The sequence below is a fragment of the Streptomyces fradiae ATCC 10745 = DSM 40063 genome (genome assembly GCF_008704425.1).
Lineage (GTDB): Bacteria > Actinomycetota > Actinomycetes > Streptomycetales > Streptomycetaceae > Streptomyces > Streptomyces fradiae.
The window spans coordinates 5911015-5922657 of record NZ_CP023696.1; the positions used below are offsets into that span (position 1 = coordinate 5911015).

Consider the following 11643-nt stretch of genomic DNA (forward strand, 5'->3'; position numbering starts at 1 on the left):
CCCATGACCGGTGACCCCGCGCTCGACCTCGCCCGGAAGGTCCTCGACAGCCAGCCGTTCAGCCGCCTCGTCGGCGCCCGCGTCACCGCGTTCGGCGACGGCGAGGCGGTCCTGGAGCTCGACGTACGGCCCGAACTGCTCCAGCAGAACGGCTTCCTGCACGGCGGCGTCCTGTCGTACGCGGCGGACAACGCCATCACCTTCGCCGCGGGGACCGCGCTGGGCCCGGCCGTCCTCACCGCCGGGTTCTCCATCCAGTACGTGCGCCCCGCCGTCGGCCGCTCCCTGATCGCACGGGCGGCGGTCGTCCACGCGGGCCGCCGCCAGGCCGTGGTCCGGTGCGACCTGCTGACGACGGGCGGGGACCGCGAAACGGACGTCGAAGGTGTGGCAGGCGTGGGGGACGGGATGGGCGTGGGAGATGAGCCGGGCGGGGCGGACGAGCCGGGCCGCACGGGCCGGCGGGAGACGCTGTGCGCGGTCGCGCAGGGCACCGTCCTGGCCGCCGAGCCGCCCCGCGACCCGGCGCCCTGAACGGCAGCCCCGGCCCCGTACCGCCTCCGGTCCGGTGCCCGCCTCCGCGCCCGTACCGCCTCCGCCCCCCCGCACCCGGCCTCCGGCCCCGCACCGCCTCCGGTCCCGGCCGTTCACCCCGTCCGGCCCCGGCAGGCCGCCTCGGCCCTACGGCCCGTCCAGCCCCGGCACCTCCGCGAGCCGCACCGGGCGGCGCTCGCGGCGGGAGCGCTCGCAGGCCTCGGCGACCCGCAGCGCCTCCAGGGCCTGCCGCCCGTCGCACGGGTTGTCCCGCTCGCCGCGCGCGAACCGGACGAAGGCGTCCAGCTCCGCCTCGTACGCCGGGGCGAACCGCTCCAGGAAGCCCGTCCACGGCCGGGGCGCGGCCGGCGGGCCCTGCGGCTCGGCCGAGGTGACCGGCGTGCGGTCGTCCAGGCCCACGACGAGCTGGTCCAGCTCCCCGGCCAGCTCCATCCGCACGTCGTACCCGGCGCCGTTGCGGCGCGTGGCCGTCGAGGTGACCAGGGTGCCGTCGTCCAGGGTCAGCAGGGCCGCCGCCGTCTCCACGTCGTCCGCCTCCCGGAAGGCGGCGTCCCCCCGGTCGGAGCCCGCCGCGTACACGTCGACGACCTCCCGGCCGGTCACCCAGCGCACCATGTCCACGTCGTGCACGAGGCAGTCCCGGAACAGTCCGCCCGACAGCGGCAGGTACGCGGCGGGCGGCGGCTCCCGGTCCGAGGTGACCGTCCGCACGGTGTGCAGCCGGCCCAGCCGCCCGGCTCGGACGGTCGCGCGCGCCGTGGTGTACCCGGCGTCGAACCGCCGCATGAAGCCGATCTGGAGCGGAGTCCCGGCCGCCCCCACCGCCCGCAGCGCCCGCAGTGTGCCGGGCAGGTCCACGGCGATCGGCTTCTCGCAGAACACGGGCAGCCCCGCGCGGGCGGCCCGGACCAGCAGGTCGGCGTGGGAGGCGGTGGCCGAGGCGATCACCACGGCGTCCACGCCCCACGCGAAGACCTCGTCGGAGCTGGGCGCGGCCGTCGCGCCGATCGCCCGCGCCAGGCGCTCCGCCCGCTCGGCGTCCACGTCCGTGACGACGAGCCCGCCGACGTACGCGTGACGGCTGAGCACCTTCGCATGGAAGGTTCCGATACGCCCGGTTCCGATCATTCCGATACGCATGTCCCACAGTGGGGCATGGCCGGGGCGCCGTGTCAAAGACACCGCCCGCACGTGGCGGCGCGGCGCCCCCGGCCCGTCCCCCCGTCCGCACCCCCCGCTGGGCCCCGCCCCGCCGCCCGCGCCCCACCACCCGGAGCGCCCCGCGCCGCGACGGCGAGCCCCCGGCGCCGACCCGGCACCCGCCGGGGGACATCCGGCATCCGCCTCGCACCGCCCGGCACCCACCCCGCACCCGCCCGGTGGGCGTCCGGACGCGCGCCCCGCACCCACCCCGCACCCCTCCCGCACCCACCCGGTGGGCGTCCGGACGCGCCACATGACCGATACTGGACGGTCGGGAAGGGACGAAACGCCCACCCCGGCAGCGGCAGGACCCCAGTGGACAGCAGGAGGAAGCGGGCTCGTGGCAACGGTTCGGACAGGAGTACGCGCGGTCGCCGCCGTGCTGGCGGTGGCACTCGGAGTGACCCTGACCGCCTGCAGCGCCACCGGCGGCAAGCGCGCCGAGGACGCCAGGAAGGCCGCCGCGGCGGCCGAGGGCCGGGCCAACGTCACCACGCCCCGCTGGACCTTCGCCATGGTGACCCACTCGGGTGACGGCGACACCTTCTGGGACATCGTCCAGAAGGGCGCCCGCCAGGCCGCCGCCAAGGACAACATCAACTTCCTGTACGCCCACAGCGACGAGGGCCAGCAGCAGGCGCAGCTCGTCGACTCGTACGTCGACAAGAAGGTCGACGGCCTGATCGTCACCCTCGCCAAGCCCGACGCGCTCAAGGCGTCCGTCGCCCGCGCCGTCGCCGCCGGCATCCCGGTGATCACCGTGAACTCGGGCTCCGCCCAGTCCAAGGCGTACGGCGCCCTCACCCACATCGGCCAGGACGAGGCCATCGCGGGCCAGGCCGTCGGCGACGAGCTCGACCGGCGCGGCCGGACGAAGGCCCTGTGCGTCCTGCACGAGCAGGGCAACGTCGGCCACGAGCAGCGCTGCTCCGGCGTGCGCGAGACCTTCGACGGCACCCTGCAGAACCTCTACGTCGACGGCACCAACATGCCCGACGTCCAGGCGTCCATCGAGGCCAAGCTGCAGAGCGACCCGGCCATCGACGCCGTCGTCACCCTCGGCGCGCCGTTCGCCGACGCCGCCGCCCAGGCCCGGCGCACCGCGGGCTCCCAGGCCCAGATCGCCACCTTCGACCTCAACGCCAAGGTCGCCGCCGGCCTCGGCGCGGGCACCCTCGCCTTCGCCGTCGACCAGCAGCCGTACCTCCAGGGGTACGAGGCCGTCGACCTGCTGTGGCTCCACCGCTACAACGCCGACGTGCTGGGCGGCGGGCGCCCGGTCCTCACCGGCCCGCAGATCATCACGGAGAAGGACGCGAAGGCCCTCACCGCCTACACCGAGCGGGGGACGCGATGACCGCCGTGACCGCCCCGCCCGCCGAGCGCGACCCGGCCGGCGGCGAGCGGCCGGCGCAGGCCGCCCCGCTGAGGAGGCTCCTCACCCGGCCCGAGCTGGGCTCGGTCGTCGGCGCCGTCGCCGTCTTCCTCTTCTTCGCGCTCACCGCCGACGGCTTCCTGCGCGCCGCGAGCCTGGGCACCGTGCTCTACGCGGCGTCCACCATCGGCATCATGGCCGTGCCGGTCGCCCTCCTGATGATCGGCGGCGAGTTCGACCTGTCCGCCGGGGTGCTCGTCACCACGTCGGCGCTGGTCTCCTCGATGTTCAGCTACCAGATGACCGCCAACGCCTGGGTCGGCGTCGCCGTGTCCCTCCTGGTCACCCTCGCCGTCGGCCTCTTCAACGGGTTCATGCTCACCCGCACCCGGCTGCCCAGCTTCATCATCACGCTCGGCACCTTCCTGATGCTGACCGGCCTGAACCTCGGCCTGACCAAGCTCATCAGCGGCACGGTCTCCACCAAGACCATCGCGGACATGGAGGGCTTCGCCTCCGCCCGCGCCGTGTTCGCCTCCGAGGCCACCATCGGCGGTGCCACGCTCAAGGTCACCGTCCTGTGGTGGCTCGCCCTCGTCGCCGCCGCCACCTGGATCCTCCTGCGCACCCGCTTCGGCAACAGGGTCTTCGCCGTCGGCGGCAACGCCGAGGCCGCCCGCGCGGTCGGCGTCCCCGTACGCCGCACGAAGACCCTCCTCTACATGGGCGTCGGCTTCTGCGCCTGGGTCTCGGGGCAGCACCTGCTCTTCTCGTACGAGGTCGTCCAGTCCGGCGAGGGCGTCGGGAACGAGCTGATCTACATCATCGCGGCCGTCATCGGCGGCTGCCTGATCACCGGCGGCTACGGCTCCGCGGTCGGCGCGGCCGTCGGCGCGTGCATCTTCGGCATGACCAGCAAGGGCATCGTCTACGCCGAGTGGAACCCGGACTGGTTCAAGTTCTTCCTCGGGGCGATGCTCCTCCTCGCGACCCTCCTCAACGCCTGGGTCCGCAAGCGGGCGGAGGCCACCGCATGACGACCCCCCTCCCGACGTCCCCCCGCACGACCGCCCCACTGGTCGAACTCGACGCGGTGAGCAAGCGCTACGGATCCGTCCGCGCCCTGCGGGACGTCTCCCTGCGGGTCCACGCCGGCGAGATCACCTGCGTCCTCGGCGACAACGGCGCCGGGAAGTCCACCCTGATCAAGATCATCGCCGGGCTGCACACCCACGACGCCGGAACGCTCCGCGTCGACGGCGAGGAGACCGTGCTCGCCTCCCCGCGCGACGCCCTCGACCGGGGCATCGCCACCGTCTACCAGGACCTGGCCGTCGTCCCGCTCATGCCGGTCTGGCGGAACTTCTTCCTCGGCTCCGAGCCCACCGTCGGCAAGGGCCCCTTCAAGCGCCTCGACACCGCCCGCATGCGCGCCACCACCCGCGCCGAACTGCTCCGCATGGGCATCGACCTGCGCGACGTGGACCAGCCCATCGGCACCCTGTCCGGCGGCGAGCGGCAGTGCGTCGCCATCGCCCGCGCCGTCCACTTCGGCGCCCGGGTCCTCGTCCTCGACGAGCCGACCGCCGCCCTCGGCGTCAAGCAGTCCGGCGTCGTCCTCAAGTACGTGGCCGCCGCACGCGACGCGGGCCTCGGCGTCGTGCTGATCACCCACAACCCGCACCACGCCTACCTCGTCGGCGACCGCTTCGTCCTGCTCAAGCGCGGCGCCATGGCCGGCAGCCACACCAAGGACTCCGTCACGCTGGACGAGCTGACCCGGCAGATGGCCGGCGGCAGCGAACTCGACGCCCTGCGTCACGAACTGGAACGAACCGCCCCGCCTGGCACAATCGACGGCGGCGGGCACCGCCCGCCGCCGGACCCCGAGCGCGCCCGGCCCACCGACCGGCAGGGACGACAGGACCCGTGAGCACGCACCGCGACCTCCTCCGCGTCACGGAACGCGGCCCCGCCCTGCGCACCATGGGCAGCCGTGAGCGCCGCTCCCACCTGAGCGCCCCGCGCGTGCCCACCGTCGGCATCGACATCGGCGGCACGAAGGTGATGGCCGGGGTCGTGGACGCCGACGGCGCCATCCTCGAGAAGATCCGCGCCGAGACCCCCGACAAGTCCAAGAGCCCCAAGGTGGTCGAGGACACCATCGTGGAGCTGGTCCTCGACCTGTCCGACCGGCACGACGTGCACGCGGTCGGCATCGGCGCCGCCGGCTGGGTCGACGCCGACCGCAGCCGCGTCCTGTTCGCCCCGCACCTCGCCTGGCGCAACGAACCGCTGCGCGACGCGCTCCAGGCCCGGCTCGCCGTCCCCGTCATGGTCGACAACGACGCCAACACCGCCGCCTGGGCCGAGTGGCGCTTCGGCGCCGGACGCGGCGAGGACCACCTGGTGATGATCACGCTGGGCACCGGCATCGGCGGCGCCATCCTGGAGGACGGCCGGGTCAAGCGCGGCAAGTACGGCGTCGCCGGCGAGTTCGGCCACATGCAGGTCGTCCCCGGCGGCCACCGCTGCCCGTGCGGCAACCGCGGCTGCTGGGAGCAGTACAGCTCCGGCAACGCCCTCGTCCGCGAGGCCCGCGAGCTCGCCGCCGCGGACTCCCCGGTCGCGTACGAGATCATCGAGCGCGTCAAGGGGCACGTCCCCGACATCACCGGCCCCCTCATCACGGAGCTGGCCCGCGAGGGCGACGCCATGTGCGTCGAGCTCCTCCAGGACATCGGGCAGTGGCTCGGCGTCGGCCTCGCCAACCTCGCCGCCGCCCTCGACCCGTCCTGCTTCGTCATCGGCGGGGGCGTCAGCGCCGCCGACGACCTGCTCATCGGCCCCGCCCGCGACGCGTTCCGGCGCAATCTCACCGGCCGCGGCTACCGTCCCGAGGCCCGCGTCGCCAAGGCGGAGCTGGGCCCCGAGGCCGGTATGGTCGGGGCCGCCGACCTGGCCCGGCTGGTCGCCCGCCGCTTCCGCCGTGCCAACCGGCGGCGCCTTGAGCGCTACGAGCGGTACGAGCGCTACGCGCAGGCGTTCCGCGCCGGAGCCGTCCGGACCACCCGCACCCCCGAGGACCCTGGAGCATGACGCCGACCCCCGCCAGCCCCCCGTCCGCCCCCGGCCCGGCGGGGGAGACCCGCGCCCAGACGATCCGCCGCCGCTGGTTCACCGCCCTGGTGATCGTGCTGCTCATCGGCATCCCCGCCGGGTACCTGGCGGTCTCCGCCGAGCAGAGCCGCTCCAGCGGCCGGGACAAGGAGGCGGAGTCGTCCGCCAGCGGCCTCAGGGACAGCTGGCCGTCGAAGATGAAGCGCCGGGTCTTCGAGGTGCCGATCCCCGCCCGCTCCCGCGACGTGGCGTACTTCGAGACGAGCAACTGGAAGTCGAGCCGCCTGTACGTGCGGTTCACCACCACGGGCGCCGGGCTGGACACGTTCCTCGGCGACAGCGGCACGAGCCGCTCCGCGCTGGAGCCGGGCGCGGTCACGGTCGGCGACCACGAGGCGGGCGTCGTCGGCTGGACGTTCCCGCCCGACCGCCACTGGTCCGGGACCACCCACCGGCAGGACCGGCCCCGCCCCACCCGCGACATCACCGTGGACCTCACCGACCCGGCGGCCCCCCGCGTCTACGTGGTCTCCACCGCCACCCCGTGACCTCCGCCCGGCCCCCCGCCGGACGCCCGGCCGCCCACCCGTGAGCGCGGCCCCGTGACCGCCGCCCCGTGACCGCCGCCCCGTGACCGCCGCCCCGTGACCACCGCCGCGGGGCGGCGCGCCGTATGACCGTCGCGGTCCGGAGCCGTGGCGCGGAGGCGGCCGCGCGCGGGTCCGCCGCGAGAACGCCGGGTGCTCCCTGTCGTCGAAGGGCGGCGCACGGCATGGGGAACGCGGCGCAGCGGGTCCGCGTGGTGCGTGACGGGGGTGGTGTGAGCGGTGTGTCAGATGCCGCCGGGTCCGGCTCCCGCCCCGCCGCCCGTCCGCGCGGCCCGGCGGTCCGCCGTCGGCGTGCCGAGCCGGTGGCCCGCCGCCCGGCGTCCCGGACGGCCGCCGGGGCGACGGCCGCGGCGGCCCCGGCGGTGGCGGCCCGCCGTCGCTCCGAGCAGCCGGTCGCCGCTGATCAGCGGGCCGGCGAGGGGGGTGGGCGAGGCCGTGCGGACCCGCTCCCGGACGCTCGCCGCGCGGGGGCGCGGGCGGCGCCGCCGTACGGGGACGCGCCCGCCGGCGGCCGCCGAGCGGCCGGGGGCCGGACGGCTCCCCGGCGCCGAGCCCGGTGCGCGGCGGGGCGACCGACGCATGTTCCCCGTGCATACCCCCCAAGAGATCGGCATTACCCGGATCTTCGGGCCGCCCCTACAGTTGAAACGCAACTCACCGTGTGTGGTGTGTGCAGTGCGTTCAGCGAACCTCCTCCCCGGTCTTTCGGCCGACGCTCGCGGGAGGCTCGCACGAGATCCCACGAGAGGAGCAAGGCAGCGATGCCCGTTTCCAGCCCCGAGGGCCTGCACGAGATGCAGAAGCTGCTCGTCGACTGGGTGAGTGAATTCCTCGAGGTCCCGGCGTCCCCGGAGGACAACTTCCTGGACCTGGGCGGCCACTCGCTCTTCGCCATGAACCTCAACGCGCGCGTCCAGCAGCATTTCGGCCAGGAACTGCACGTGAAGACCCTGCTCGAGAAGTCGCTCGGCGAAGCCGTCGAGGAACTGCACGCGCGCCTGACCGCGCAGCAGGTCGCGTGACCCGTTCACCAAGCCCCCTTTTCCGACCAGAAGCTGGAGTAGTCGTGAGTGACAGGACTTCGGATTTTCGGCTGACCCCCGAAGAGCTGGCCAAGTTCGAGGAGCAGGGCTTCATCGGGCCGATCAAGGTCTACGAACCGGAGGAGATGGAGAGGCGCTGGAACGAGATACGCCGGGCCATTCCGGACCGGTCGCGCGCCATCTACCCGGAGGACGCGCTGGGCGCGGTCACCAACCTCTCCAACTACGACCGGCACCTCGACATCGACCTGCTCAGCGAGCACATCATGCAGCGGGCCATCGTCGAGCGGGTGGCGTCCATCCTCGGCCCGGACCTGCTCTGCTGGCGCACCGAGTTCTTCCCGAAGTACCAGGGCGACGAGGGGACGGACTGGCACCAGGCGGCGACGTTCGCGCACTCCAGCGGCCGCCCCCAGATCCAGTGGCCGGCGCGGAACGACGCCCCCGCCTTCGGCGGCACGATCACGGCCTGGACCGCGTTCACCCACTCCACCAAGGAGAACGGCTGCCTCCAGCTCATGCCGGGCACGCACCGGGTGATGAACTACGACGAGTCCCTCGGCATGTCCTACAACCCCGACACGATCAACAAGCGGGAGAAGGACAACGTCCGCCGCGGATTCTTCGGGTACGACTACCGCGAACTCCAGAAGGACCCCGACTGGCGGCCCGACGAGTCGAAGGCGTTCTCGCTCGTCATGGAGCCGGGCGAATGCGTCATCTTCTGGTCGACCCTCATGCACGGATCGCTGCCGCACACCGGCAGCAAGAGGGACTACCGCATGGGATTCGCCACGCGGTACGTGCCGACCCAGGTGAAGATCTACCCGGACCTCGACGACGTGTCCGAGTACGGCGGCACGATTCCGCTGGAGAACTACGCCGCCGTCCTCGTCGCCGGAAAGGACGAGTACGGCATCAACAAGCTCACCGACCGGAACCGCCGCGGCCACCTGTTCACCCCGTGGGACTTCCGGTAGACCGACGGCAGCTGACACCCCGCTAGACCGCACCGCACCGCACCGCGCGACCGCACCGACGCCCGTCCGGCCGGAAGGTCCGGACGGGCGCGGGGCGGAGCGCGCCGGAAAGCGTCTCGAAAGCGGCCCGGGAAGGACCCCGGGGCGATGCGAACGAGAAACCGGGAACGACCCGGTCGCGGCTCCGCGAAGCGGCCGGGCAACAGCCCGGGCACGGCGCCGGAGAACGGCTGGAAAAGCGACTGGCAAGCGACTGCGAAACGGCTGCGAGGCGGCACGGCGGGCCCTCTCGCCGGCCGGGCCGCCGCCGGACCCCTCCCCCCTCCCCGGAAGGCGCACCGATGGCCGTACTCGCCCTCATCCACCACGCCGGCGGTTCGGCGGCCGTGTTCCGCCGGCTGACCCGGCTCCTGCCCGACCACATCAGGCCCGTGGCGCTCGAACTCCCCGGTCGCGGGCGCCGCTGGCGCGAGCCCACCCTCCACACCGCCGAGGACGCGGTGCGCGACCTGACCGACCTGCTCGTCCGCGAGGCCGGCGACGACGCCGACCTCTCCATCCTCGGCCACAGCCTGGGCGCCTACCTCGGCCTCGGCGTGGCCGCGGCGCTCGAACGCCGCGGCAAACCGCACTGCCAGGTCCTCTTCGCCTCCGCCAACCTCGCCCCCCAGCTCGCCACGCCGCTGTTCGCGGCAGGCGCCGCCCCCGCCTCCGACGAGGAGGTGCTGCAACGCGCCGCGGGGTACGGGGCGCTCGACACCGGACTGCTCCGGGACCCGCACATCGCCGCCCGCGCCGCGTCCCTGCTCCGGGCCGACTTCGACATCGCCGACTCGTTCGTGCGCACCATGGCGCGGACCGTGACCGAGAGCCGCATCGTCGTCTGCCGGGGGCGGCAGGACGCGTTCGGCGACGAGCACACCGACCGGTGGCGGTGGAGCAGCGTCCAGCCCCTCAGCACCCTGACGTTCCCCGGCGGCCACCTCTACCTGGAGTCGGCCGGGGCCGAACCGCTCGCCGCGGCGATCGCATCCGTCCTGACCGAACCGGCGCAGTCCCGCACCTGAACCGGCCTGGGAGCAACCTTGACCGACGTACGGAATTCCACCGGAAGGCCCCCGCTCGCGCACGAGCTGTTCGAGGCCCGGCGCGCCGCCCATCCCGACCTGCCCGCCATGATCTGGGGCGATCGGACCCTCACCTACGAGGAGCTGGGGCGCGACTCGGACCGGCTGGCCCTCACACTCCGCTCGGCGGGCGTCACGGGGCGACCGGTCGGGGTGTTCTTCGAGCGCGGGTTCGCCATCGCCGTGGCGGTGCTGGGCGTGCTCAAGGCGGGCTGCGCCTACGTACCGCTCGACCCGGCCTACCCCGACGAGCGGCTCGCCGCCATGGTCCGCGACAGCGGCGCCGAGATCCTGCTGACCGACAAGGCGGTCCTCGACCGCGCCCCGCTGCCGGACGGCACCCGCGCCCTCGTCCTGGAGGACGCCCTGTCCGCCGTCGGGGACGCGCCGCCGGCGGCGGCGCCGGAGACCGGCCCGGACTCGCTCGCCTACGTCATCTACACCTCCGGGTCCACCGGTGTGCCCAAGGGCGTGGCCATGCCCCACGGCCCGCTGGCCAACCTCATCGACTGGCAGTGCGCGCACTCCTCGTGCGGCACCGGCGACCGCACCCTCCAGTTCTCCGCGCTGAGCTTCGACGTCTCCTTCCAGGAGCTGTTCAGCACCTGGGGGTCCGGCGGGACGCTGGTGGTCGTCGACGACGCGACGCGCCACAGCTGCCAGGCCCTGATCGACCTGATGGACCGCGCCGCGGTGCGGCGCATGTTCCTCCCCTTCGTCGCGCTGCAGGCCATAGCCGAGCACGCCGCCACGGTCGGCGCGTGGCCGTCCTCCCTCCGCGAGGTCGTCACGGCGGGCGAGCAGCTCCAGGTCAGCCCCGCCGTGCGGGCCCTGTTCCAGCACCTCGACGGCGCCGTGCTGGTGAACCAGTACGGGCCGTCGGAGACCCACGTGGTGACCTCGCTCGAACTGGCCGGCGACCCGACGGCCTGGCCGGACCAGCCCAGCATCGGCCGGCCCATCGCCAACGCCGAGGCGTACGTCCTGGACGAGCACCTGCGTCCGCGGGGGCCCGGCGTGCCGGGGGAGCTGTGGATCGGCGGGCCGGTGCTCGCGCGGGGCTACCTGGGCATGCCGGACGTGACCGCCACACGGTTCCGCACGGTGCCCGGCGTGGCCGGCGGCGGCCGGATCTACCGGACGGGCGACCTGGTCGAGCGACTGCCGGACGGCACGATCCGGTTCCTCGGACGGCTGGACGACCAGGTGAAGATCCGGGGCCACCGCGTGGAGATCGGCGAGGTCGAGGCGCGGCTCCGGGCGCTGCCGGAGGTGGCCGACGCGGCCGTGGTGGTGGCGGGGGGCGCCGCGGGCACCAAGCGGCTCGTGGCGTTCTGCGTGCCCGCGCGCGGCGCCGAGGTGAAGGCGCCTGCGGTCCGCCGGAGCCTGGCGGTGCACCTGCCCGACCACATGATCCCGTCGGCCGTACGGAGCCTGCCGTCGTTCCCGCTCACCCCGAGCGGCAAGGTCGACCGCAAGGCGCTGGCCCGGCGGCTCTGACCGTCCGGCCATCCGGCCATCCGGCCGTCCGGCCATCCGGCTGTCCGGCCATCCGGCTGTCCGGCCATCCGGCTGTCCGGCCGTCCGGCCGTCCGCGACGGGGGCGGCGGGTGCCCGGCCCGCCCCCTCGCG

At 74.3% G+C, this 11643-nt stretch carries 11 protein-coding genes; 10 read left to right on the plus strand and 1 reads right to left on the minus strand.

Annotation, left to right across the window (positions count from 1 at the left end; genetic code table 11):
* Positions 1–3: 3 nt before the first annotated feature.
* The gene (locus CP974_RS25850; protein WP_078915824.1) at positions 4–534 is read left to right on the plus strand and encodes a PaaI family thioesterase; all 531 of its coding nucleotides are present in this window, start codon (positions 4–6) and stop codon (positions 532–534) included.
* A 147-nt stretch (positions 535–681) separates the two neighbouring features.
* Here the strand turns inward: CP974_RS25850 and CP974_RS25855 are convergent, their stop codons facing one another.
* Complete coding sequence (locus CP974_RS25855) at positions 682–1695, minus strand: Gfo/Idh/MocA family protein (protein WP_031135169.1); 1014 nt, start codon at positions 1693–1695, stop codon at positions 682–684.
* Positions 1696–2098: 403 nt separating this feature from the next.
* On the opposite strand from CP974_RS25855, the gene CP974_RS25860 reads away from it, so the two are divergent.
* The 9 genes from CP974_RS25860 (at position 2099) to CP974_RS25900 (ending at position 11511) form a co-directional block, all read left to right on the plus strand.
* Positions 2099–3115: a sugar ABC transporter substrate-binding protein gene (locus CP974_RS25860; protein WP_031128515.1), complete on the plus strand. Its 1017-nt coding sequence runs from the start codon at positions 2099–2101 to the stop codon at positions 3113–3115.
* A complete protein-coding gene (locus tag CP974_RS25865) occupies positions 3112–4170 on the plus strand; it encodes an ABC transporter permease (protein ID WP_085921414.1) in 1059 nt (352 codons plus the stop codon). The genes CP974_RS25860 and CP974_RS25865 overlap by 4 nt, the downstream gene beginning before the upstream one ends.
* On the plus strand, positions 4167–5066 hold the full coding sequence (locus tag CP974_RS25870; RefSeq protein ID WP_051838895.1) for an ATP-binding cassette domain-containing protein: 900 nt from the start codon (positions 4167–4169) through the stop codon (positions 5064–5066). Before CP974_RS25865 ends, CP974_RS25870 begins: the two co-directional genes overlap by 4 nt.
* Positions 5063–6232: an ROK family glucokinase gene (locus CP974_RS25875; protein ID WP_031128511.1), complete on the plus strand. Its 1170-nt coding sequence runs from the start codon at positions 5063–5065 to the stop codon at positions 6230–6232. The genes CP974_RS25870 and CP974_RS25875 overlap by 4 nt, the downstream gene beginning before the upstream one ends.
* Positions 6229–6801 carry a hypothetical protein gene (locus CP974_RS25880; RefSeq protein WP_031128509.1) on the plus strand — a complete coding sequence of 191 codons (573 nt, stop codon included), beginning with the start codon at positions 6229–6231 and terminating at the stop codon, positions 6799–6801. Before CP974_RS25875 ends, CP974_RS25880 begins: the two co-directional genes overlap by 4 nt.
* An 821-nt stretch (positions 6802–7622) precedes the next feature.
* A complete protein-coding gene (locus CP974_RS25885; RefSeq protein ID WP_031128506.1) occupies positions 7623–7883 on the plus strand; it encodes an acyl carrier protein in 261 nt (86 codons plus the stop codon).
* 44 nt (positions 7884–7927) lie between these two features.
* Positions 7928–8884, plus strand: coding sequence for a chlorinating enzyme (locus CP974_RS25890; protein WP_031128504.1), 957 nt, complete (start codon positions 7928–7930; stop codon positions 8882–8884).
* 341 nt (positions 8885–9225) lie between these two features.
* Positions 9226–9951, plus strand: a complete 726-nt coding sequence (locus CP974_RS25895; protein ID WP_051838892.1) for a thioesterase II family protein — start codon at positions 9226–9228, stop codon at positions 9949–9951.
* A gap of 18 nt (positions 9952–9969) precedes the next feature.
* Positions 9970–11511 (plus strand): amino acid adenylation domain-containing protein, encoded by a 1542-nt coding sequence (locus CP974_RS25900; protein WP_051838890.1) that lies wholly within the window; start codon positions 9970–9972, stop codon positions 11509–11511.
* Positions 11512–11643 lie beyond the last annotated feature (132 nt).